Raw genomic sequence first — 21,855 nt, 5'->3', positions numbered from 1 at the left:
AGGAGAACCAGCAGGGTGGCACGGCCGCGCGGTCACGCCGGGTCTCTCCCGGGACGGCGCCGTCCCGGGAGAGGCCGGGTGGCGTTTCCGCTTCCACGCCGCTGATGGCGTTGCAAAGCCTCGCGGGCAACGCGGCGGTGAGCCGCGCCGTCCAGCTCGCGCGGCAGCGGCCCGGCCCTCCGGCGGCGTCCACGGCCTTGCCTCCCGCCGCGTCGTCCGGCAGGGCTCGTCACCTGGCGGAACAGCTCACCGGCAGCGCCGACGCCGTCGGCCGGGGCGACGTGCGGGACGCGCTCCTGCGGCGCCTGCGCCAGGGCCCCCTGCTCTCATCGGCGGAGATCCAGGAAATTCAGGCGCTGCAGTCCGAAGACCCCACGTGGCTGAGGGACGTGGGGCTCGGCACCGTCACCGCCGCGGACGCCTACCTCCAGGCCGGGAAGTACCACGACTGGGTGAAGCTCCCCCAGGGCACCCGCCTGCTGATCGCGACCCGGCGGTGGGAGAACCACACCGCCCAGCGTCAGGCCGCCGGAGAGACCCCCGGGCCGACGCCCACCGATCCGCCGTACCAGATCGGCCGCCACCTGGCCCGGATCGACGCCAGCACGCCGGGCGAGGAGAAGGACAGGCTCGGGCAGGAGCGGGACGACCAGATCCGGAAGACCTTCGTCGACACCTTCGTGCCTCCCGGCATCGCCGACGACCACAGGGACGCCAGGAAGCACCGGGCGCGCGTCGAGCACGCCAACGCCGTCCTGGCGAAGGTGTTCCTGATCCTGCGGCACGGGCTGAAGGTCTACTCGCCTCAGCACGGTACGCACATGGACTACCGCGAGGGAGACGTCGCCCGCGCCCTGGCGCACGGCGGACGCGTCAACATCCGCATCCCGCAGCTCGCGACGGGCGAGAAGCCCTACGCGCTGACCAACTGGCTCGGCGTGACCAAGGAGAGGAGCCTCCTGCCCAGTTCCTGGCCCGCCGGCACGGGCAAGCCGCGCGGGTACGCCACCCACCACATGTCGATCCGCGAGAACACGGACCAGGGCCCGGGACGCTTCGTCGAGAAGGGCGAGTTCGGGGCCACCCTGGCGAACCTGGTGGACCCCCACACGCACCTCTCCGGCATCAACCTGGCTGCCGGGGGCCTGGGAAACAAGGACTTCAACGGCGACACCATCCTCCCGGACGGCTCGTACGGGCATCTGTTCCTGGGCATCAAGCCCCCGACCGCCAGGCGCGACGGGGCGCTGCAGATTGGCGTCGAGACCGCGGGACCCGGCGCCACGACGCCCGACGGGTACACGCACGGCATGCGCAGCTCCGAGAAGAACTCCAACCCCGTGAGCAGCTTCTTCGGGCACAAGGACGACAAGCTCGGCATGGGCGTTGACCTGAGCCTGAGTCAGCGCCACGTCGACCTGGGTGACTTCGGCACTCCCGGCGGCACGAGCTGGTCGCAGCGGCTGAAGGAGCTGGAGGAGGAGTGGAACGCCACCCTCGCCGCCGCGCGGACCGAGGAGCAGCGCAGGGCGGAGTACGAGACGCTGCTCGGCCCCCGCCCCCTCCCGCCCGCGTGAGTCCGGTGCCGCGGTGGCGACGCACGCCTCAGGTGCCGGCGGCCACCCGGGCGGCGCGGGCTGCCTGCCGCTGGGCCGTCGCCTCCGCGGCGGCGGCGCGCAGCAGCTTGTAGAGTCCGCTGTCTTCCGGTGTCTTCCACAGGTGGAGGTAGACCAGCATCTGGTTGAGGACCGTGTCGTACTCGACGAGTGTCCCGGAGCCGCCCCCGGCCAGATCGTCCCAGCGTCTCAGCTGCTCGGCCTCCGCGTCCGTCAGCTGGCCCTTGTGGTGCAGGTTGTCGGCGTAGACGCGGACCCTCCCCGGCTGGCTGCCGTAGTTCACCTTCTCCTCAAGGCGCATGTACTGCGCTCCGGTGAAGAGATGCCCCTCGCTCTGGAGCGCGCGCATCAGGTCCGCCAGGGTGGCCGTCCGCCGCCGCGCGATCCGCGCCACCTGCTCGTCCGGGGCGACGCCAGATACGCGCGGCACGCTTGGGCGATCGCCCGGAGGGCGGCGATCTTCTCGGCGCGGCTCTCCTTTCCCTCCGATGTGATGGCGTGGAACGCCTCCAGTGCCTGGTCCACCTCCGTGATGCGCGACGTGCCGCGGGGCACTCTGCTGGAGGTCGCCTCCCTGAACGCCGCCGGGGACATCACCTGCCCGGTGCGGGCCCGCTGGACGGCGTGGGTGGCGGGGGACCCGTGCGCCGCGGTCCGCTGAACCGCCGGGGCGGACGCGGCGGCGGGTGCCTCCGTGGACAGCACCCAGCTCGCGTTGGCCTCGGCCATCCGCTCGGACCGGTCCGTGGGATGGCTGACGTTCACCCCGTCGCCGCGGTCGGTGCCCTCGACCGCGCCCGACCGCTGCTGCATGACGTGGCTCAGTTCGTGTGCCCACAGGTGCCGGGTCATGCCGCCGCGGCCGACGACCACATGGTCGCCGGAGGTGTAGGCGGCGGCGCCCACCTCCTCGGCGGACCGGGCGGCGGTGTCGTCGTCGTGCACCCGCACGCCGGAGAAGTCCCATCCCATCCGCGGCTCCAGGTCCCTGCGGACCGAGGGATCGAGCGGCCGTCCCGCGCTGCTCAGCACCTCGTGGACGAGCGAGCGCTGCACCGGGACCGCGGCCCCGGCCTCCTCCTCGGCCGGCTGTCGCACTGCGCCGAGTGCCCTGGTGAACGCGGCATTGCCGGCAGCGCGCTGAAGGGCCGCGACCGTCCCTCCTCCGCGTGGTCACCATGGCCGGCACCGTGGCGTGAACCACCGGCCCCACCCGCAGGGCCCTTGGGACAACAACGACGGACGCCGGGGCGACGCCGGGCGCTTTCGGGCGGTTCCGGGCGCGTCCGGGACCGGCCTCCGCCGCCGTGGGGGCAACGGCTCCGCCCCCCGTGGCGCCGAGCGGTGCACGGAAGGCTCCTGACCGCGGCCCGCCGCCCGGCCTAGCGTCGTGGCGTGAGCCTGTGGACTTCTCTCGAACCCGCCTCCGCGACCGTCGAGCCCGGGGACAGCACGCGCGTGCGCCTGCGCGTCCGCAACACCGGCGACGTCGTCGACGAGTACCGCTTCGAGCCCGTCGGGGACCTCGCGCCCTGGACGCGGGTGGAGCCGCCGACGCTGCGGCTCTACCCGGGGACGACGGGGACCGTCGAGCTGACGTTCGCGCCGCCCCGGACGCCCGACGCGACCGCCGGCCCGAACCCGTACGCCGTCCGGATCACGCCCACCGAGCATCCGGACGCCGTCACCGTCCCCGAAGGCAACCTGACCATCCTGCCGTTCACCGAGGTGCGGGCCGAGTTGGTGCCCGTCACGGTGAAGGGGCGCTTCCGGGGGAAGCCCCGGTTCGCCGTCGACAACCTCGGCAACACCCCACTCACCGCCTCCATCAGCGGCAGCGACAACGGCGACCAGCTGTCGTACGAGATCCGTCCGAGCAACGTGCAGATCCAGCCGGGGCGTGCCGCTTTCGTCAAGGGGAGGCTGACGCCGCAGCAGATCACGTGGATCGGGTCCAAGGAGGAGCGGCCGTACACCTTCGCCGTGCGGCGCTCGGGCGCCGACCCGCTGCGCGTGGACGGCACGTACGTGCAGCGCGGCGTCCTGCCCCGCTGGGGCGTCACGTTCCTCGGCGTCGTGCTGACGCTCGCCGTCATCTTCGCGGTGCTCTGGTTCGCCTACCAGCCCAAGGTCACGAGCGCCGCCACGGCGACCCAGGAGGCCGGCGGCACGCTGCCTCCCGAGCCCGAGACCGAGCCCACCCTGGAGGAGCCCACCGAGGAGCCCACGGAGGAGGAACCCACCGAGGAGCCGACGGAGGAGGAACCCACCGAGGAGCCGACGGACAAGCCCGAGACCGAGCCGCCGCCGGAGGACGAATCCCAGCTCCTGAGCGGCGAGGTCTACCGCCTGCACGCCGGTAACGGCGGGTGCCTGGACATGGGGCCCGGCGACTCGGACGGCGACAACGTGCAGCTGTGGTCGTGCAATGACTCGCTGGCGCAACAGTTCACGATCCAAAGCCACGGTTCCGACACCTACACGTTGCACGCCAAGGGGCTCTGCCTGGATGTGGCGAACGCCTCGACGGACTCGGGCGCGAACGTACAGATGGCGTACTGCTCCGGGGTGGCGGCGCAGGACTGGCGGTTCGCCCCCCGAGGCGACGGCACGTACCAGCTGGTCGCCGCCGTCAGCGGCCACTGCCTCGACGTGGTCGATGGCCGCACCGAGGACGGCACCAACGTGCGCCAGTGGGACTGCAACGGCGCGCCCGCGCAGGAGTGGACCATCGAACGCCTCTGATGCGACCGATTGAGCAGTGACCGGCTGTCGCGCCCCGCCCCGGGGAGGCCGGCGCCGCGCACCGCTACCAGGCGTCCCCGCCCTCGCCCGGCACCAGGCGGCCCGCCTTGCGGTACTCGCGGCGGGCGCCCTCCAGCAGGTCGGCCCCGGTGACGGTGGTGGGCTCGCCCCGCCCGGCGGCGAGGTACGCGGCCGTGACCACCGCGCTGCGGATGGAGCCGCCGGCCAGTTCGAAGTCGGCGGCCAGCGGGCCGAGGTCGATGCCGTCCGCGCTGGGCACGTGGGTCAGGCCGTGGCGCCACAGGGCCAGCCGCTGCGCCGGGTCCGGGAACGGGAAGTCGATCACCAGGTCGAGGCGCCGGGTGAACGCCTCATCGATGTTGGCCCGCAGATTGGTGGTCAGCAGGGCGATGCCGTCGAAGGACTCAAGACGCTGGAGCAGGTACGAGCTCTCCATGTTGGCGTACCGGTCGTGGGAGCCCTTCACCTCCGACCGCTTGCCGAAGACGGCGTCGGCCTCGTCGAAGAGGAGCACGGCGTCGGTGCGGTCGGCCTCGGTGAAGACGAGTTCGAGGTTCTTCTCGGTCTCGCCGACGTACTTGTCCACGATCGACGACAGCTGGACGACGTAGAGGTCCAGGCCGAGTTCGGCCGCCACCACCTCCGCCGCCAGGGTCTTCCCGGTGCCGGATTCGCCCGCGAACAGCCCGAGGACGCCCCGGCCGCGTCCGCCGCCCGCGCTGAGCCGCCAGTCGCCGAGGACCCGGTCGCGGTGCCGGGCACGCAGGGCGAGTTCGCGCAGGCGGGACAGGGGCTCGTCGGTGAGGACCAGGTCCGACCAGTCCACGGCGGGCCGGATCTGCCGGGCGTGCCGTTCGAGCCCGGAGGCGGACTGCTGCCGGGCGGCGCGGCGCAGGTGGGCGGCGGTGAGCGGGGTGCCGTCGAAGCCGGCCAGCTCGCGGGCGGCGCGCGCGGCCCGGACGACGTGGTCGCCGCCCAGGTGGTACGGCGCGACGGTCGCCGCCAGGTCGAAGCCGGGCTCCTCCCCGGGTTCGAGCCCGAGGGCGGCCGACCAGGCCGCCGCGGCCCCCCCGGGCCCGCCGCGCTGCCGGAGGGCCGGAAGCACCAGCGGGGCGCGCCGGCACCACTGCGGGTCGTACGGGCGCGGGTCCGTGAGCAGCACGGACACCTCCGTCTGCCCAGTCAGCGCCCGCAGCAGCTCGGCCGGCTCCTCCGGCAGTCCCGGCACGACGACGACGCGGCCGCCCAGCCGGGCCTCGCGCAGCACGTCGGGGACGCGATCCGCCGGGCCGGTGTAGCAGAGGGCCTCGATCTCGGCGGGGGCGTGGTGCAGCGCGGCGGCGACGCAGGCGAGCCCGTCGCCCTCGCGGTGCTCACGGAGGTAGACGAAGGCCGGGCCGCGGGCGAGCCGGGCGGCCAGCCTGCGGGCGAGCGCCGGGGGTTCCGCGTCGCCGTCGGCGTACGGGCCCACCGGCCCCGGCGGCGGACCCAGGTGCCCGGTGAGGGACGCGTCCGGGGTGTCGTCGCCGAGCAGGTGCGCCACGAGGCGGTCGGGCACGCGCAACGAGCGGCTGAGGAAAGGGCGTTCGGGCTCCTCCACGGCGAGCAGCCCGAGCGCGGCGAGCGGCGCCGCCGGGTGGAACCGGGCTCGGCCCGCCGCATGGTGCCCGGGCAGTCCGCACAGTTCGAGCGCGAGCCCGACCGTGGCGCGGCGGCGGCTGACGTCGTCGTTGAGGTAGCCGTACAGCGGCTCGAAGCTGCGGTCGAGGTCGGGGGCGAGGGCGATGAGCAGCAGGGCGGTGTCCACCTCGGTGAGCCCGAGCCGTGCGGCGAGCGTGCCCAGCCGGTCGTCCGCAGGGGGCACGCCGGGGCCCCGCGCGGGCGGCGCGGGGGGCGGCGTCCCGGGCCCGGCGGGCCGCAGCAGGTGCCGCACGACATCCTCGGACAGGTACAGCCCGCGCAGCGGATCGCCGGCGGTCGGGTCGTCGGCGGACCGGTCGTCGACCAGCAGCGCGACCAGCTCACGCAGCCGGGCCAGGCGGGCGAGGAGAGCGGCGGCCGGGTCGGCGTGGGCGGGCTCCGGCCGCGTCATGGGCTCCGTGGTCACCTCGCGGCCCTCGGTGCCTCCGGGGTCCGCGCGGACTCACGGGAATGCCGGGCCGCCGCCACCTGGTGGGGCCGGTGTGCGCGTTCCTCCGGGCCCGGCGGGGCACCGTCCATGCCGCGGGCGCGGACCATCGCGCCCTCCGTGACCGGCGGGCCGGCGTCGTAGTCGGGGTGCGCCGGGAAGGGGGCGGTGACCACCAGGTCGATGGACGGCTTGAGTTCGCCGCCGAGGGCCGACCAGATCTCCGCGAGGGAGCGGGACTCGGTGTGGACGCCGGCCACCGTCATCGGCATCGACAGGCCCACCGCGCCCAGCGCGCCGGGGAGTTCGGATGGGGGCAGCAGCTCGCGGGGCAGCAGCGTGGCCAGCGCCGCGGACAGCAGCCGGTGTTCGTCCTGCGGCTGCCTCGTCCACGCCGTGACCAGGTACGACAGCCGGAACCAGCGCGGTGGGCGCCGGCGCTTCACCTCGATGTCGCGCTCGTCGCGCACGGGCGCGTGCCCCCGCTGGCGGCGTTTCGTGTCCTCCCTGATGTCGTACAGATACGCGTTGATCGCGGGCGCGTTGCGGCGGGCCGCCCAGTCGCGGGTCGGCGCCTCGAACGAGACGTCGATGCCGGAACCGGCCAGTGCCCCGCCGCCGAGCAGCCCCTCGAGGACGTTGTCTACCTCGTGGATCACCGTCAGGCTCCCGTTCGGTCGGTCAGATGTAGCCCTCGCGGAGGGCGTAGGCCACGGCGTGTGCCCGGTTCCGCAGGTGCAGCCGTGTGGTGAGCTCGTGCAGGATGTTCTTGATCGTGCGATCGGAATAGGACAGCTTGGCGGCGATCTCCACGGTGCCGAGGCCGTCGGCGACCAGCCGCAGCACGTCCACCTCGCGTGGCGACAGCCCTGAGGTGGGGGCGCTGGCCCGGCCGGCCGCCGTGCCGTGCAGCGTGTTCACCTGGTCGATCAGCCGGCCGAGCAGATCGGCCGGCAGATCGCCGTCGCCGCGGGCCGCCGCGATCACCGCCTGCACCAGGCGGTCTTCGGTGGCCTCGTGGCGCCAGACGATGGCGCCGATCCCGCACCCGAGCACGTCGAGCAGCTTGGCCTCCCGGAGCTCGCCCACCACGAGCACCGCGCGGGTGCCCTCGCCGCGCATGACCCGGCGCAGCCGGGTGAGGGCGGCGTCATCGAGGGTGTCGCTGATCAGCAGGGTCACCGTGCCCGGCACGGTCTCGGAGCACTTCTCGGAGCCCTCCTCGATGCCCTCCTGGAAGCCCTCCTGGGAGCCCTCCTGGGAGTCCTCGCGGAGCGCGATCTCCGGACGTCGGCGCAGCTGGCCGCGCGCGCCCTCCCGGGAGATCGGGTCCGGGGCGTGGACCACCACGGGGATCCGCCCCCGGGGCCCTCCGTGCTGCCCCGGCCGTCCGGGTGTGGCGTGGCTGGGTGCGGCCGTACACGGGGCTGTCTGCGGGAATGAGCTGTGCAACCGTTGCCCCCAGGTCCGTGTGGTGTACACCGGTGAGGAATCGCGTGACCGGTGCGTCATCGACGCTATGCCGCGTCTCACCCTTCGTCGTCCCACCTCGATGGGCATTCCGGCTACCCCCCTGGGGGTAGCCGGAATGCCTCCCGGGGAAGCACGCCCGACGCCCTGTGTTTGGTCAGTGGACCGGCCGGCAGGGCTGTCCGAGAGGGCGGTTGCCGTCCGGTTCCGCGGGCCCGCGCAGCAGGCGGTTCACGCGTCGCAGAACGTCGATCTGGGCGGGGGTGTAGAGGTCGGCGATCGCCTGTCCGACGATGCGTGCCACGGACTTCGCGTCGCGCGGTGCGTCGGGGCCGACGTCCCATAATCCGGGATGCTTGGCGAGCACGGCCTGGGCGTGGGGAGTGAGGCGTTCGGCGAGGTCGTGCCGGGTCCGCTCGTCGGCGCCGGCCGGCAGCTCGTCGAACTGGTCGATCACCGGGTCGCGGCGTAAGTCCCGCAGCGCCTCGCGCCAGGCGTCGAGGGTGGTGGGGCCGAGGATCCGGGCGAGGACGACCATGAGCGAGCGGTCGGCTTCGGAGAGGTGGGTCGTGACGGGGGCGAACTCGGGTGGCAGGTCGATCGGTGCGCGCTGGCGCAGGATCAGGGCGAGTTCGGCGCGGTCCCGTTGCAGCCGTTCGATGGTGACGGCCAGTTCGGCGTCCAGCGCGCGGAACGCCTCTTCGGGATGCTCGTCGAAGTCCCCCAGGGCAGCGATCCGGGAGAGCGGGGCTCCCAGGTCGGCCAGGCGCTTGATGCGCAGCAGACGTACCAGGTGGGCGACGCCGTAGTGCTTGTATCCGTTGTCGCCTCGTTCGGGCTCGTCGAGCAGGCCGACCTTGTGGTAGTGCCGTACGGCCTTCACGGTCGTGCCCGCGAGTTCGGCAACCTGACGGGTGCTCCACGCCACGACGTCGCTCCTCCTCTCGAGGGCCAGGGGTCACCAGGTGAGTGCGTCGTCCATGTGCTGCTGCCAGTACGTGACCGTCAGCGTGTCGTCGAAGGAGACGCCCCCCTCGGGGAGGGACGGGGCGGCGCTCTCGGCGTCGCCGTCGTGGAAGAACACCTCGAGGGTCTGAGCCGTGTAGTGGTTCTCGCCGCTGCCGTCGGCAGACGCCAGGAGTACGCCCGCGTAGCCCGACTCGCCCGGGGCCAGCGTGACCACCGCCTGCGGCTTGGAGTCCTCGAAGACCGGTGGGACCGACTGGGCGCCCTCGAAGCGGAGGATCGGGTAGTTGAGGAGGTCGCAGTTCTCCGGGCCGGTGTTGGTGACGGTGAGGAGGAGGTGGTTCACGGGCCTGGAGACCTCGGTGGCGGTGGTCTCGGTGTTCGAGCCGTCGCACGGGGCGTTCCGGCTGGAGCCGGTGTCGTTGCCCGAGCCGGAGTCCTGCGAGCCGGTGGAGTCCGTTGCGCCGGTCGACCCCGTGGATCCCGCGGAACCCTGGGATCCGGTCGCGGAGTCGGCGCCCTGGTCGCCGTCCGTGGTCTCCCCCTCGCTCGGGTTGTCCGTCAGGGTCGCGGAGGCGCCCTCGTCCTGGGTGCCGTCGTCGCTGTTGCAGGCCGTCAGCGCCAGTGTGGCGATGGTGATCGCGGTGGCGGCGAGCAGGCGGGTGCGGGTGGTGCGTGCGGACATGGGTGGTCCCCCTGGTTTCGGTACGGGTGGCTGGTGCGGGCCGCTCAACCGGGTGCCGGGTGCGGCGTGTTTGGATTGACCGCAGCTTGTGGGGTGTTTCGTTCCAGCTGCCATGGCTGCCGGGCCTTCGGGGACGCTGGAATGCCCGCAATGGCTCTGGCCAGCGGGAATGCCGTCTCTCTGGAACGCGGATCCGGGATGTGGAGGGTGGGAGGAACGATGGTGGGGGACGGTTTTCCGGAGCTTCTGGGGCAGTTGAAGGAGCGGTCCGGGCTGAGTTACGGGGTGCTCGGGAAGCGGCTCCACATGAGTGCGTCGACGTTGCACCGGTACGTCAACGGGGACGTCGTCCCGGCGGATTACGCGCCCGTGGAGCGGTTCGCGCGGGTGTGCAAGGCGACGCCCGAGGAGCTGGTGGAGCTGCACCGGAGGTGGGTGCTGGCCGATGCCCGGCGCAGGCAGAAGGGGGCGGTGACGTCGGTTGCCGTAGAGGGGTCCGGGGCCGCCGACGAGGGCCGGGAGCCGGAGCCCGGGACCGTTTCGGAGCCGAAGGCCGTGTCCGTGGCGGGGCGGCGTCGGCGTACCGGCGTTCTGGCGGGGGCAGGTGTGGTCGCGGTCGTCCTGTCGGGCGCGCTGGTCGCGAGTCTCGGTCCCGGCGACGCCGGCGACGGGCACGGCGATGGCGGCGGGGAGCAGCACGTCGCGGGAGCTGCCTCCGCGGGCTCCCAGAGCCCGGGCACCGGTGCTGATTCCAGCGCTTCCCCGAGTCGCGGTTCCTCGGCGTCCTCCTCCGAGTCCCCCTCCTCGTCCGCCTCCCCCAGCCCCGGCCCCGGCCCCGATGCGACGGATTCGGCCACCGCGGGCGAGTCCGGCGGTGAGGCGGCCGGCGGCACGGAGGCCGGCGATGTCACCGCGCCCGCCGTGGTCACCGAGCCGTACCACTGGGACAGCCCGTGCTCCCAGCACTACCTGATGAACCGGGAACCCGGCCAGGTGCCCCCGCCGCCGACCGAGGACGACGCGCGCGGGTGGGTCACCGCGCTGGGCGGGGTCGCCGCCGGCGAGCAGTGGGTGCGGCTGACCGTGCAGGGGACGGGGGAGAACACCGTCGTTCTGGAAGGCCTGGAGGTGCGTGTGGTGGAAAGGGACACGCCCCTTCCCTGGAACGACTACGTCATGGGCGTCGACGCCTGCGGCGGCCCGGTGGAGACGAGGCACTTCGGCGTGGACCTCGACGCCGGGCGGCCGGAGGTGACGCCCGAGGCCGGGCAGCGGGACTTCCCGTACCAGGTGAGCGAGACCGACCCCGAGGTCTACTACGTGACCGCACGCACGCAGGCGCACGACGTGAACTGGTATCTGGAGCTGGAGTGGTCCAGCGGCGGCCAGCGCGGGACGGTGCGGATCGACGACGATGGGCGGCCGTTCCGGACGAGCGGGAACGCCGCGCGGCCGGCGTACGACTATCCGCTGGGCTACAACGACCGGTGGGAGGTCGCCGACGGGGAGCCGGGAGCCCCCACGAGCCAGGCCCACGACTGACGGCATCACAGACAAGCGGGCGAGGGAGGGCATACCGTCCGCTGCTCCGGAGGAACGCGACGGTCGATCCCCTGCGGACATCAGCGTGTACGCCCGCTCGGGGTGAACTCGGTCGCCATGGCGAACGGGCCGCCGTCGCCGAAGGCGAGGTGGGCGAAGCGCTCGCCGATGCGCTGGTGGGTGGCAGGGTCCGGGTGGAGGCCGTCGAGCAGCGGCAGTTCGGCGTGGTCGGTCTCGCCGTAGAGGTCGAGGCCGTCGAGGTAGTGCAGGTCCGGGTCGGTGGTGGCGCGCTGCTGGACGATGCGGGCCAGCTCGTCGCGAATGACGGCGAGGGTCAGCTTCCCCGCGGCGGTCTGCGCGGGATTGCCGGTGGCCGTGAACCGCAGCCGTCCCTGGCTCATCGCGCTGAGGTCCGGGGCGCTGGGCCCTGGGGTGTTCTCGTGGATCGGGCAGTAGAGGGGGGAGACGATCAGCAGCGGAGTGGCGGGGTGCCCTTCGCGGATGGTGTCGAGGAAGCCGTGGACGGCCGGGCCGAAGGCGCGAAGCCGCATCAGGTCGGCGTTGACGACGTTGATGCCGATCTTGACGCTGATCAGGTCGGCGGGACTGTCGCGCATGGTGCGGGCGGTGAAGGGGTCGAGCAGGGCGCCGCCGCCGAATCCCAGGTTGACCAGCTCCACGTTGCCCGCGGCCGCGGCCAGGGCGGGCCAGGTCCCGGTGGGGGCAGCGGCGTTGGAGCCCTGGCTGATGGAACTGCCGTGGTGCAGCCAGGTCTTGCGGCCGCTGTGGGGTGGGGGGTGGAGAGGGGCGTTGGCGCGCAGGGCGGCCAGTTGCGTGGTCTCGTCGTGCGGCAGCCAGATCTCGACGTCCTTCTCGTCCCCGGGCAGGCCCGCGAAGCGCAGGGTCTGACCCGGCCCGGGCCGGGTCTGTGCGGTGCCGGAGGCCAGGTCGATGGTGAGGGTGTCGCCGTCGGCCGCGCTGGCCTGGCCCGCGAGCTGTCCGTCGACGAGAAGCTCGTACACCCCGTCGGGGCGGGGCGGTGCTCCGGGGTAGGTCCGTTTGGTGGCCACGACGTCCAGTTCGACGGCGGTGGCCCGGGTGCGGAAGACCAGGCGCACGCCGGAGGGCGTCGACTCCGCCAGGGCCAGATGGCCGTCGGGGATCTGTCGCCGGGCGCGCGCTGGCAGCCGGTGGGGCAGTACGCCGCGTTCGGTGTGCTCCAGGTCGAGAGCGCCGCGCAGGAGGCTGGCGGTGATGGGGGTTGTGGTCCAGTCGTGCTCGGTGTCCATGTCCTCGGTCTCTTCCATGAGGAGAGTCGGCCGCAGGGCCAGCCGGATGGGCCGGCCGCTAGGAGGTGGTGGGCCAGGTGCGCAGCAGGGCGTCGAGCGCGTTGAGGATCTCGCTCCAGCTCTCCTGCGAGTCGGGGGCGCTGTGGCTGAAGCCCCCGGAGGTTTCCAGGACGACGTAACCGCTGAAGACGCTGCCCAGCAGCCGCACCGCGTGCGTCTGGTGCGGTTCGGGCAGGTGGTATCCGCGCAGGATCGCCCGCGTCATCTGGGCGTGCCGGACGCCGGCGCTGGCGGCCGCCGTCTCCGGGTCGAGCCGGAACCGGGCGGCGGTGAAGCGGCCCGGGTGCTTGAGGGCGTAGTCGCGGTAGGCGTTCGCGAAGGCGGTCAGGGCGTCTTTGCCGGCCCGGCCGGCCACTGCGGCGCAGACCAGGTCGGCGAGTTCTTCCAGGGCGAGCAGAGCGATCTTGGTCTTCAGGTCGTGGGCGTTCTTCACGTGCGAGTACAGGCTCGCGGTCTTGACGCCGAACCGCCGGGCGAGCTCTGCGGGGGTCGTCTGCTCGAAGCCGATCTGGTCGGCCAGATCCGCCCCCGCCCGGACCAGGCACTCCGTGGTCAGTCCTACCCGGGCCATGCCCATCCTCCGAATCGCTTCCCCGATCTACCATAGATGATTGTGGAGTTGCCTAAATCAGTTAGGCAAATTTGGGTGTCAGTTCCCGGCCACACCCGTGGGAGGCCGGCACAGGTGCCTGCCGCGTTTCGCCGCCAGACGGGACAGCCAACCCACCCGCCCCTGGCGCGTCGCCGTCCGCTGAGGCGAGGTATGGAGCACGCTGGATGCCGCCCGATGGCTCATGGCGAGCCTTTCGGCCGCGTTCATCGCCGAGGTCTGGAGCTGCGTCCGGCGTCAGACAGCACCGCCGAGGCCGTGGCCGTGGCCGCGGGGCGGGCGGCTACGACGGGCCGAGCCCTTCGACGCGGCGCAGGGACTCGGTCATGGAGCGGACGGCTGCTGGTGGGGGAAAGGCCGGCGGCGCTGCGGGCGAGCTCGGCGATCGTCTCGTTCTCGACGGCTTCCAGGAGGCGGTGGTCGTTGATGACGGACGTGAGGGTGTCGCGTTGGCTCGCCATCCGGGAGAGGACTGGTGCCCGAGGCGATCCGGTCCGACCCGGCACGCCCTCTGCCCACGTTCGTTCGTGTCGCGATGTGCTCGTGGGGTGATGAGGCCGGATTCGTAGGCGGCGACGACGGCTTGGGCACGGCTGGTGAGTCCGAGCTTGCTCATCAGGCGTTTGATGTGGGTCTTGACGGTCGCTTCGCTCAGCACGAGGCGCTGAGCGATCTCTCCGTTGGTGAGGCCGTTGCCGACCAGGCGCAGCACCTCGGTCTCACGGTTGGTGAGGGAGTCCAGCTGATGTCCTGGAGCGGTGGCCTGGTGGTGCTGCGCGAACGTCTCGACCAGTTGCCGGGTGATGTGGGGGGCGATGATCATGTCGCCGGCGGCGACGGTGTGCACGGCGGCGACGATGCGATCGGGGGGCGTGTCCTTGAGCAGGAATCCCGCGGCGCCCTCGCTGAGCGCGGTGGAGACGTACTCGGGGAGATCCAGGGAGGTCAGCACCATCACGCGTGGCGCGTCCTCACCGGGCGCGGAGAGGATCTGGCGGGTGGCGGCGATGCCGTCGAGGACGGGCATCCTGATGTCCATCAGGACCACGTCCGGGCGCAGGGCCGCGGCCAGTTCCACGGCTTGCGCGCCGTCGGCCGCCTCCCCGACGACGTCAAGACCGGCGTCGGAGTTCAGCAGGGTGACCAGCCCTGTGCGGAGCAGGGCCTGGTCGTCGGCGACGAGGACGCGTGTCGTCATATCGCCTCATCGATCGGCAGGCGCGGCGTGACCTCGAACCCCCCGCCCTCCGCCGGTCTCGCGGTGAGGTCACCGCCATCGAGCGCGGTGCGTTCCCGCATGCCGCGCATGCCGCGGGAGGCGACGCGCTCCATGGCATCGACCGCGGCCTCGGGCTCGTCGACGTAGCTGTGGTGCCCGCTGTTCTCGGAGGTGTTCAGTTCGCTTTTGCGGGATAACACCAGCCGCGCCTGCTGGCCTCTTGTCCCGTCTTCCTCAAGGCCCGGCCCGTACTCGGGAACCTCCGCGAGGCATTGCTGCCCGTGCAGGATCACCTGCACCTCTGTCCTGGAATCGCTGCAGCCGACAAGCCCCACACGGGTCACGGCACAGCACGACGCAATCACACCAGATGTCCCGATCTTCTTGTGCGTCACAGTTTCCTCCAACGAGATAATTCGACGCCAAGGGATGGTTCACGCGGCACGGCGGAAACCGGGGCTCCTCATCTCGTTCGCCGTCACCGGCTCGGCCACGGTCCGCACCAGTGCCTGGGCCGGCAGCTGGTGCCGCCTTGGCGGCAGCAACGCGGGAGACAAGGGTCCGTCCCCCACCCGGACGGAGCCGGTCAGAGACCGGCGCCTCTGGGGTCGAACCCGACCAGGTCACACCGTTCGGCGACCGGGCCGGACGCCCCGTTCATGGTCGCGGCCTGGAAGAGCCCCGGCCCTCCAGGCCCTCCCGGGTTGATCACCCGGCGACCCCATCGACTCGCCGCGGGCGGGGGCGCGCAGCACCGCGATCCGCGCCGTCTCGCCGCCGGGGCCTCGTGGTCCAGTGGCTCGAACGCCTCGTTGGTGGGGTGCAACTCCTCCTCACCCGGGGTGGTGGCGCGGTCGGCAGAGGACTCGAAGGCCAGCTCCCGCTCGCAGAGGCGTTCCAGTCCCGCCGGCGGCTCCCCCGACGACGTGTCCTCCTCGGGCTGCTCCCCTGGTTCCGAGCCGGACTGGCTACAGGCGCCGGGCACCAGCAGCATCGGCACCACCGAGGCCGTCAACGAGGTCCGGGCGAGGGCGGTACGGGCAGGCATGATTCTCCTCGAACGGGCCGGAAACAGCCGGCCGGCGGGGCGTCGCGTCCCGACCAGCTCACACTCTGCCCTTGGGGCACACTCAACTCGACCCGAACGTGATCCGGCTCACCTGCCCGGTCGGCGTGGCCCGGACGGTTCGGCTCGCCTGCGGAGCGAAGGGAGACGCGCGGCACCGCCGATCGGTACCGCGCATTCCCCCCCCGCCGCTCGTCGTGGCGAGACCTACCCCCCGAACAGCTCCTCGGCGTGCCGCAGCGTGTGCTCCGCGACCTGGCGGCCCAGGCGCGCGCCGGCTTCGTCATCGGTTCTGGTGTGGATGCCGGACCAGACCCGGGCGTCCACGACCTCCTGGGTGAGCTGCCGCCACGCCGTGTAGGTGCGGGTGACCCCCGGTGCCGTCGGGCTGGTCAGCTCGAACGGCTCGGTGCGGGCTCCGGTGAGGCCGGTCAGGACGCCTTCTGACGCAGCCGAATAGCCGCTGTGCCCGCTGGTGTAGCCGGGGCCGGGAGGGGTGATGTGCAGCGGAGTCCAGTCGGTGTCGCCGCCGGCCCGCAGGGCGGTCACCGGCCGCCAGGTCAGGTAGTGGTACTTGCTGTCGGAGGTGGCGATCTGGGCGTCGACGAGCGCCGCGTGGTGGAGGGCGACCAGCGCGGCCCGGTCCACCAGCGGCGCGTCGAGGCGCGCCAGCGCGACGCGCAGCGGCTCGGTGTGCTGCACGTACGCCGAGCCGTACCAGAACGCCGCCGTTTCGGTCTGCTCCGCCGTGCGCACCGTGCTGTCGGCCGAGCCGTAGTCACGGACCTCGGCCAGGTCGGCCTCGTAACGCGGCGAGCCGAGAGCCGGCGGTGGCGGCGGCCGGAACTGGTCGGCGTTCACCAGCAGGAACGGGCGGGCGTTGCGCAGGCCCGACAGCGGAGCGGGCAGGTAGTCGGGCGGAGTGGGCTGCCAGACGCCCGGGGCCGGTGGCGGAGTGGGGAAGGGCGGGTTGATGGAGACCGGGTCGAGCCCGTCGCCCTGCCGCTCGGCGAGCATCGTGGCCGCCTCGGCGCGGCCGGCAGCCAGCCCGTTGTCCTCCGCCGGTCCGTCGGGGAGCCGCTCAAGAGTGCGCTCCAGGGCCGCGTCCAGCTCTTCCGCCTCGTCGGGGGCCAGCTCCCGCAGCGCCGCGTGCACGGCGCCCGCCAGGGCGGCCTGCCGGTAGGTGTCCGGGGCCTGCGCGTCGGGGGCGGTGCGCAGGGCCCGGGTGGCGGCGGTCCAGCTGATGGTCCAGCCACGGTTGTTGATGACCTGCATCGGCAGGGCGGGCGACGACAGCGTCTCGGCGGTGACGCCGTACCACTCCAGGGCGACGTCGACGCGCCGGACCCCCGGGGCCGCGTCCGCGGCGGGGGCGAGCGCAGTGGCGGCCGTGAGCAGAGCCAGCGCCAGAGCAAGCAGGGCCGAACGGAGAGTCGTTCTCAAAGGAAGCTCCTTCCTCGCAGGAGACCCACCCGCAGGAGACACGGGAGGATGGGCATACCAAAAGGAGAACGACCGCGAGCCGCACCGGCAGCGCTCACCGCCGCCGAATCATGAGTGTGGGTGACGCCGGCACAGCAGCGAAGATCCACGATCTGTTTCGGGACGGCGTTTCACGCAGGCCAAAACTCGCCGGGTCCACGGGCCGGCCGTGGTCACGCGCCCGCGGGCCGCCGCGCGATCAGACGTAGAGGGTGCCGTGGGCGGCGATGGCGCCGTGGCCGCCGACGGTGACCTCGCGGACGTGCTCGCCCTCGGCCTCGGCGGTGGCGCGCATGAGGGAGGGACGGCCCATCTCGACGCCCTGGAGAATCCGCAGTTCCTGCCCGTACCCGGCGAGCCCGTGCCGGGCCAGGTGGATGGCGAGCGGCCCGGCCGCGGAGCCGGTGGCGGCGTCCTCGACCACGCCGTAGGCGGGCGAGAACATCCGGGTCCGCCACCGATTGCCGCTTCCGGCGAAGCAGTTGGCGGCCATGTCGGGGAAGGCGCCCAGGGCCCGGTGGTCGGGGCGGAGGGCCGACAGCGCGGACACGCTCGCCAGGCCGACGAACACGTGGCGCGGCCCGTTGCGATAGACCTCCACCGGCGCCGTGGAGGCCGGGACGCCCAGCGCGGCCAGCAGTTCCGCCGCGTGCTCGTACGGCTCCCAGGTCGGTACGGGCTGCCACATCCGCACCGCCGCGGCGCCCTCGTCGTCGTACAGCTCCATGTCGATGACGCCCACGGCGGTCTCCAGCCGCAGGCTGTCCTTCTTGAGCGTCTGGCCGAGCGCCACGGCCGTGCCGAGGATCGGGTGGCCGGCGAACGGCAGCTCGTTGACGGGCGTGAAGATCCGGATGTGGGCGTCGCCGCCGCGCTGGGGCGGGAGGACGAAGGTGACCTCGGAGAGATTCATCTCCCGTGCGATGCGCTGCATCAGGTCGGAGGTGAGGTCGGCGGCGTCGAAGAAGACGGCCACGGGGTTGCCCGCGAGCGGATCGCGGCTGAAGGCGTCCACCACCGTGTACCTGTGCATGGGGGCTCCTAGCTCTCCAGGGCGGGGCCGAGGCCGTCGAGATCGGCGCGTGAGAAGCGGCCTTCGACCGTTGCCTCGACGTCGAAACGCATGCGGTGGGTGGGCGGGCCGCCGATCAGGCCGGCCGCCAGGTTCGGGGGCAACTCGGCGGGACGGTCGTTCTCCCAGAGCATCACCGCGCCCCAGCGGTTGCGGTCGCGGTCGGCCATCCAGAACTTCAGCCGGAGGCCGGGGACCTCGGCCCACGGCGTGACGGCGCCGTCCCGCAGGTGCTCGCGCAGGGTGTCGATGGTCTGGGAGGTGCCGTCCAGGTCCCACCAGGCGATGTCCACCCTCATCGGCCGAGCACCCCCCGGATGGTCCGGGCCCAGATGCGCGGGCCGTCGACGGTCAGCAGCGACTCGGCGTGGAACTGCATGGAGGCGAAACGCGGCCCGCGCAGCGCGTACACCTCGCCGGTCTCCGCGTCCCGGCTGACGTCCACCACGCCGACGCCCGCCACCTCGCACTTGTCCTCGGGGCTGTGCGCCGCGAACGTGTTGTAGAAGCTGACGCGCTCGGCGGCGCCGAAGTAGTCGATCTCCCGCCGCACCCCCTGGTTGGGCTCGTCGCGGCGCAGCAGCGTGAGGCCGAGGCGCCTGCTGAGCACCTGGTGGCTCAGGCACACCGCGACGAACGGGCGGCGCTCCTCGAGGAGGGTGCCGATCGCGGACGCCAGGTGCCGGATCTTCGGGTCGCCGTCCGCGCGCGGATCGCCGGGGCCCGGGCCCATCACCACGAGGTCGTGGCCGTCGAACGCGTAGGGCTCGTCGAAGCGGCGGACCGTCACCTTCAGGCCGAGGGCGGTCAGTTGGTGCCGCATCATCGCGGTGAAGGTGTCCTCCCCGTCGACGACCAGCGCTCTCACCCCCGCCAGCCGCGGCTCGGAGGCCGGCGGCGCGGTGCCGTCGCGCAGCCAGAAGTCCGCGATGCCGTCGTTGCGTCGCCGCAGGGCGGCGAGGACGTCGGGGTGCGTTCCCAGGCGGCTGGCGCCGCCGGCCTCCAGCGCGTCGAGCAAGCCGGCGACCTTGGCGCGGGTCTCGGCCGCCTCGCCGGCCGGGCACGAGTGGCGCACCAGGGTGGCGCCGACGGCGATGCGCGCCAGGCCGCGTGGGTCGATGTCGGCGGTGCGGATGAGGATGGCCGAGTCGAGGGTGCGGCGGCCGCCGGGGTCGCGGCCGATGAGCGCCGCGACGCCGCCGTAGAACCCGCGTCCCTCGGGCTCGTACCGGCTGATGACGCGGGCGGCGCTCTCCAGCGGGCTTCCGGTGACGGTGGGGGCGAACATGGTCTCGCGCAGGATGTCGCGCACGTCGCGGCGGGTGGGGCCCTCGATGTGGTACTCGGTGTGGGCGACCCGGGCCATCTCCTTCAGGTAGGGGCCCCTGATCCGGCCGCCGCCCTCGCAGATCCGCGCCATCATCTTCAGCTCCTCGTCGACGACCATGTAGAGCTCGTCGGTCTCCTTCTCGTCCGCGAGGAACGCGAGGGTCTCGGGCAGCGAGGGGCCGGTGGCCGGGTAGCGGTAGGTGCCGCTGATGGGGTTCATCGCGGCGGTCCCGTCATGGAGCGAGACGTGGCGTTCGGGGGTGGCGCCCACGAACGTCCGCTGCCCGGTGTGGATGACGAAGGTCCAGTAGGCGCCCTGTTCGCGGTGCAGCAGGTTCCGGAAGAAGGACAGCGCGTGGCGCGGCGAGAAGTCGCGGATGGTGACGAGGAAGGAGCGCTTGATCACGAAGTTGGCGCCCTCCCCGGTGCCGATCTCGTCCGCGACGATGCGGCGGACCGTTTCGCCGTAGGCGTCGTCGTCCACGTCGAAGCCATGGCGCGTCAGCTCGGCGGGGACGTGGGGGATGCGGGTGAGAACCTCGGGCAGCGGCACCGACTCGTGGCCGGTGATGGCCATCGCGAGCGGCCGCGCCCCGTCGTCGGGGGCCGGGAATCCGCGCTCGGCGAGCTGGCGGTACGGCACGAGGACCAGAGCGTCGTGCCCCGCCCCTGGGCTCTGGCCGAGGGGGATGTCCGCGAGCGAGGGCGGGAGCGTGACGTCTCCGGTCATCACGTCGACGGCGCCGGGGGTGCCGCTCTCGGGGCGGTACAGCAGGGCGAAGGCGGACGTCTGAGGTACTTCGGCCGCCAGGATGCGATCGAGTGGATCGAGCGGTCCCCTGGCTGCCCGCCTCACGGCAGCACCGCCTCGGTCGCGAGAACCATCCCGCAGCGCTGCGCCGCGTAGTCCAGGGCCATCCGGTGGTGCGCCTCGGAGAAGTCGCCGAGCGCGTCGGCGACCAGAAACGGCTTGATGTCGTGTGCGTAGGCCTCCAGTGCGGTCGCCAGCACGCCGACGTGGGCGTAGACGCCGCACAGCACGAGCTGGTCGCGGCCCGAGGCGCGCATGCGGGCGAGCAGGTCGGTGCGGAAGAAGGCGCTGTAGCGCCACTTGGTGAGGACCCAGTCGCCCGGCTCGGGGGCGAGTTCGGGCACGACGTCCCGGTCGCCGGGCTCGGTGCGCATGCCCGGCCCCCAGAAGTCCTTGAGCAGGCCGCGTTCCTCGTCCGTCATCCGGCCCGGCTGCGCCGTGTACGCCACCTGCACGCCGGCGGCGGCGCACCGCTTCCGGAGCGTGGCGGCGTTGTGGACGAGGCGGGACCGCAGCGGGTCCGGGAGCGGGCGGAGGAAGTAGCGCTGCATGTCGTGAACGAGCAGCACGGCGCGTGCCGGCTCCAGGGTCCAGCGGACGACGTTCCCGGGTGGGCCGGGGGCGGTCGGCGGCGGGTAGGGCGCGATGGAGGGTATGCCGGTCATCGGGCCGCCGCCTCACCGGAGCGGGGCGCGGCGACCAGGGCTGTGGTCTCCATGGGAAGCGAGGCGATGCGCTCGACCTGCCACCCGGCGCGGTCCAGCAGGGTGGTGAACTCCTCGACGCTCCGGTGCCGGCCGCCGGTCGTCATCAGCAGGTGGAGGTCCCACAGCGCGGGCAGCACGGTGGAGTCCTCGTCCACCACCATCCGGTCCAGGACCAGCAGCCGGGAGGAGGGCCCGGCCATGCCGCGCCGGCAGTGGGCGAACGCCGCCACGGCGTCGTCGTCGTGCCAGCCGGCCAGCACCCGGCAGAAGAGGTAGACGTCGCCGCCCTCGGGCACGGCCTGGAACATGTCCCCGCCGACGAGTTCGACACGGTCCAGGCCGACCGTGCGCGACAGGTGGGCGCGGGCGAGGGGGATCACGTGATCCCGGTCGAGCAGTCTGCCGCGGGCGTCCGGTGCCGCCTGGAGGATCACGGAGAGCAGGTGGCCGTTTCCCCCGCCGCAGTCGACGATCGTCTTGCCGCCGGAGAAGTCGAATATCTCCGGGACGTGGTCGAAGAAGAGGTTGCCGGCGACCATGGCGCGCTGGAAGCGGCCCGCCAGGTCGGGATGGCCGTCGAGGAAGTCGTACAGCGGCTGGCCGAAGGCGAGTTCGAAGCCGGCGGTGAGGGTGCCGAGGCTCTCCGGGGCGTGGCCCCAGGCGGTGTAGAACTCCTCCCCGTACAGCAGGCACATGTCGCGGAGGGTGCCGGGCCGGTCCAGCAGCGTGGCGCTCACCGGGGTGTTGCGGTATCCGGCACGGTGGCTGCCGCCGAACAGCCCCATCGCCACCAGCAGCCGCATGAGGCGGCGGATTCCCTCTTCCTTCGCGCCGGTCGCCGCGGCCAGTTCGGCGTCGGTGGTCAGGCCCGCCTCGATGTGGTCGGGCAGCCGGAGCTTCGCGGCGGTGTGGACGGCCTGCGCCCGCCACCCGCCGGAGATCATCTCGACCGCCTCCTGCAACGCCTTCAGATCTGCTGTCACGTGGTCTCCCCGTACGGGTCGTATGACGCTGCCGTATGACGCTCAGAACCGGCC

General features: G+C 72.8%; 20 protein-coding genes and 1 pseudogene. 3 read left to right on the top strand and 18 right to left on the bottom strand.

What is annotated here, in order from left to right; all coding sequences use genetic code 11:
* Positions 1–104: 104 nt before the first annotated feature.
* Positions 105–1,577, top strand: coding sequence for a PE-PGRS family protein (locus tag ACTWQH_RS06055; protein WP_443285288.1), 1,473 nt, complete (start codon positions 105–107; stop codon positions 1,575–1,577).
* A 28-nt stretch (positions 1,578–1,605) separates the two neighbouring features.
* On the opposite strand, the gene ACTWQH_RS06050 is transcribed toward ACTWQH_RS06055, so the two are convergent.
* The gene (locus ACTWQH_RS06050; protein ID WP_443285287.1) at positions 1,606–1,965 is read right to left on the bottom strand and encodes a hypothetical protein; all 360 of its coding nucleotides are present in this window, start codon (positions 1,963–1,965) and stop codon (positions 1,606–1,608) included.
* Complete coding sequence (locus ACTWQH_RS06045) at positions 1,965–2,714, bottom strand: eCIS core domain-containing protein (protein WP_443285286.1); 750 nt, start codon at positions 2,712–2,714, stop codon at positions 1,965–1,967. Before ACTWQH_RS06045 ends, ACTWQH_RS06050 begins: the two co-directional genes overlap by 1 nt.
* Before the next feature lie 297 nt (positions 2,715–3,011).
* Here ACTWQH_RS06045 and ACTWQH_RS06040 point away from each other — a divergent pair, with 297 nt between their 5' ends.
* Complete coding sequence (locus tag ACTWQH_RS06040; protein WP_443285285.1) at positions 3,012–4,361, top strand: RICIN domain-containing protein; 1,350 nt, start codon at positions 3,012–3,014, stop codon at positions 4,359–4,361.
* Positions 4,362–4,425: 64 nt separating this feature from the next.
* Here the strand turns inward: ACTWQH_RS06040 and ACTWQH_RS06035 are convergent, their stop codons facing one another.
* The 5 genes from ACTWQH_RS06035 to ACTWQH_RS06015 form a co-directional block, all read right to left on the bottom strand.
* Positions 4,426–6,474 (bottom strand): ATP-binding protein, encoded by a 2,049-nt coding sequence (locus ACTWQH_RS06035; protein ID WP_443285284.1) that lies wholly within the window; start codon positions 6,472–6,474, stop codon positions 4,426–4,428.
* 11 nt (positions 6,475–6,485) lie between these two features.
* Positions 6,486–7,169: a DUF4255 domain-containing protein gene (locus ACTWQH_RS06030; protein WP_443285283.1), complete on the bottom strand. Its 684-nt coding sequence runs from the start codon at positions 7,167–7,169 to the stop codon at positions 6,486–6,488.
* Between the two features lie 22 nt (positions 7,170–7,191).
* Positions 7,192–7,860, bottom strand: a complete 669-nt coding sequence (locus ACTWQH_RS06025) for a helix-turn-helix transcriptional regulator (RefSeq protein ID WP_443285282.1) — start codon at positions 7,858–7,860, stop codon at positions 7,192–7,194.
* Positions 7,861–8,137: 277 nt separating this feature from the next.
* Entirely contained in the window at positions 8,138–8,908 is a 771-nt protein-coding gene (locus tag ACTWQH_RS06020; RefSeq protein WP_443285281.1) for a MerR family transcriptional regulator, read from the bottom strand.
* 30 nt (positions 8,909–8,938) lie between these two features.
* Positions 8,939–9,631, bottom strand: coding sequence for a DUF4232 domain-containing protein (locus tag ACTWQH_RS06015; protein WP_443285280.1), 693 nt, complete (start codon positions 9,629–9,631; stop codon positions 8,939–8,941).
* Between the two features lie 141 nt (positions 9,632–9,772).
* On the opposite strand from ACTWQH_RS06015, the gene ACTWQH_RS06010 reads away from it, so the two are divergent.
* Positions 9,773–11,173, top strand: a complete 1,401-nt coding sequence (locus ACTWQH_RS06010) for a helix-turn-helix domain-containing protein (protein WP_443285279.1) — start codon at positions 9,773–9,775, stop codon at positions 11,171–11,173.
* An 80-nt stretch (positions 11,174–11,253) separates the two neighbouring features.
* Here the strand turns inward: ACTWQH_RS06010 and ACTWQH_RS06005 are convergent, their stop codons facing one another.
* From ACTWQH_RS06005 to ACTWQH_RS05955, 11 genes and pseudogenes are all read right to left on the bottom strand, one after another.
* Complete coding sequence (locus ACTWQH_RS06005) at positions 11,254–12,462, bottom strand: GDSL-type esterase/lipase family protein (protein WP_443285330.1); 1,209 nt, start codon at positions 12,460–12,462, stop codon at positions 11,254–11,256.
* Positions 12,463–12,520: 58 nt separating this feature from the next.
* Entirely contained in the window at positions 12,521–13,093 is a 573-nt protein-coding gene (locus ACTWQH_RS06000) for a TetR/AcrR family transcriptional regulator (protein ID WP_443285278.1), read from the bottom strand.
* A gap of 583 nt (positions 13,094–13,676) precedes the next feature.
* Positions 13,677–14,330, bottom strand: a pseudogene (locus ACTWQH_RS05995) (response regulator); the annotation flags it as partial.
* Positions 14,327–14,746, bottom strand: coding sequence for a hypothetical protein (locus ACTWQH_RS05990; protein ID WP_443285277.1), 420 nt, complete (start codon positions 14,744–14,746; stop codon positions 14,327–14,329). The gene ACTWQH_RS05990 and the pseudogene ACTWQH_RS05995, both read right to left, overlap by 4 nt.
* Positions 14,747–14,937: 191 nt before the next feature.
* Positions 14,938–15,399, bottom strand: a complete 462-nt coding sequence (locus ACTWQH_RS05985) for a hypothetical protein (RefSeq protein ID WP_443285276.1) — start codon at positions 15,397–15,399, stop codon at positions 14,938–14,940.
* A 225-nt stretch (positions 15,400–15,624) separates the two neighbouring features.
* Complete coding sequence (locus ACTWQH_RS05980) at positions 15,625–16,860, bottom strand: vanadium-dependent haloperoxidase (protein ID WP_443285275.1); 1,236 nt, start codon at positions 16,858–16,860, stop codon at positions 15,625–15,627.
* A gap of 238 nt (positions 16,861–17,098) precedes the next feature.
* Complete coding sequence (locus ACTWQH_RS05975) at positions 17,099–17,932, bottom strand: PhzF family phenazine biosynthesis protein (RefSeq protein WP_443285274.1); 834 nt, start codon at positions 17,930–17,932, stop codon at positions 17,099–17,101.
* 8 nt (positions 17,933–17,940) lie between these two features.
* Entirely contained in the window at positions 17,941–18,270 is a 330-nt protein-coding gene (locus ACTWQH_RS05970) for a hypothetical protein (protein ID WP_443285273.1), read from the bottom strand.
* Positions 18,267–20,156: an anthranilate synthase family protein gene (locus tag ACTWQH_RS05965; protein ID WP_443285272.1), complete on the bottom strand. Its 1,890-nt coding sequence runs from the start codon at positions 20,154–20,156 to the stop codon at positions 18,267–18,269. Before ACTWQH_RS05965 ends, ACTWQH_RS05970 begins: the two co-directional genes overlap by 4 nt.
* Positions 20,153–20,776 (bottom strand): isochorismatase family protein, encoded by a 624-nt coding sequence (locus ACTWQH_RS05960; protein ID WP_443285271.1) that lies wholly within the window; start codon positions 20,774–20,776, stop codon positions 20,153–20,155. Before ACTWQH_RS05960 ends, ACTWQH_RS05965 begins: the two co-directional genes overlap by 4 nt.
* A complete protein-coding gene (locus ACTWQH_RS05955; RefSeq protein ID WP_443285270.1) occupies positions 20,773–21,801 on the bottom strand; it encodes a methyltransferase in 1,029 nt (342 codons plus the stop codon). The genes ACTWQH_RS05960 and ACTWQH_RS05955 overlap by 4 nt, the downstream gene beginning before the upstream one ends.
* Positions 21,802–21,855: the final 54 nt, after the last annotated feature.

Origin of the sequence: Streptomyces sp. 6N223, from assembly GCF_052246635.1 — a bacterium.
GTDB lineage: Bacteria > Actinomycetota > Actinomycetes > Streptomycetales > Streptomycetaceae > Streptomyces.
This window is presented reverse-complemented; position numbering and strand designations above follow the sequence as displayed.

What these genes read in the sequence shown, in the direction of transcription:
- ACTWQH_RS06055 (WP_443285288.1), top strand. Translation starts at nt 105, where the DNA reads ATGGCGTTGCAAAGCCTCGCGGGCAACGCGGCGGTGAGCCGCGCCGTC.
- ACTWQH_RS06050 (WP_443285287.1), bottom strand. Translation starts at nt 1,965, where the DNA reads ATGCGCGCGCTCCAGAGCGAGGGGCATCTCTTCACCGGAGCGCAGTAC.
- ACTWQH_RS06035 (WP_443285284.1), bottom strand. Translation starts at nt 6,474, where the DNA reads ATGACGCGGCCGGAGCCCGCCCACGCCGACCCGGCCGCCGCTCTCCTC.
- ACTWQH_RS06015 (WP_443285280.1), bottom strand. Translation starts at nt 9,631, where the DNA reads ATGTCCGCACGCACCACCCGCACCCGCCTGCTCGCCGCCACCGCGATC.
- ACTWQH_RS06010 (WP_443285279.1), top strand. Translation starts at nt 9,773, where the DNA reads ATGCCCGCAATGGCTCTGGCCAGCGGGAATGCCGTCTCTCTGGAACGC.
- ACTWQH_RS06005 (WP_443285330.1), bottom strand. Translation starts at nt 12,462, where the DNA reads ATGGACACCGAGCACGACTGGACCACAACCCCCATCACCGCCAGCCTC.
- ACTWQH_RS06000 (WP_443285278.1), bottom strand. Translation starts at nt 13,093, where the DNA reads ATGGCCCGGGTAGGACTGACCACGGAGTGCCTGGTCCGGGCGGGGGCG.
- ACTWQH_RS05985 (WP_443285276.1), bottom strand. Translation starts at nt 15,399, where the DNA reads ATGCCTGCCCGTACCGCCCTCGCCCGGACCTCGTTGACGGCCTCGGTG.
- ACTWQH_RS05975 (WP_443285274.1), bottom strand. Translation starts at nt 17,932, where the DNA reads ATGCACAGGTACACGGTGGTGGACGCCTTCAGCCGCGATCCGCTCGCG.
- ACTWQH_RS05970 (WP_443285273.1), bottom strand. Translation starts at nt 18,270, where the DNA reads ATGAGGGTGGACATCGCCTGGTGGGACCTGGACGGCACCTCCCAGACC.
- ACTWQH_RS05960 (WP_443285271.1), bottom strand. Translation starts at nt 20,776, where the DNA reads ATGACCGGCATACCCTCCATCGCGCCCTACCCGCCGCCGACCGCCCCC.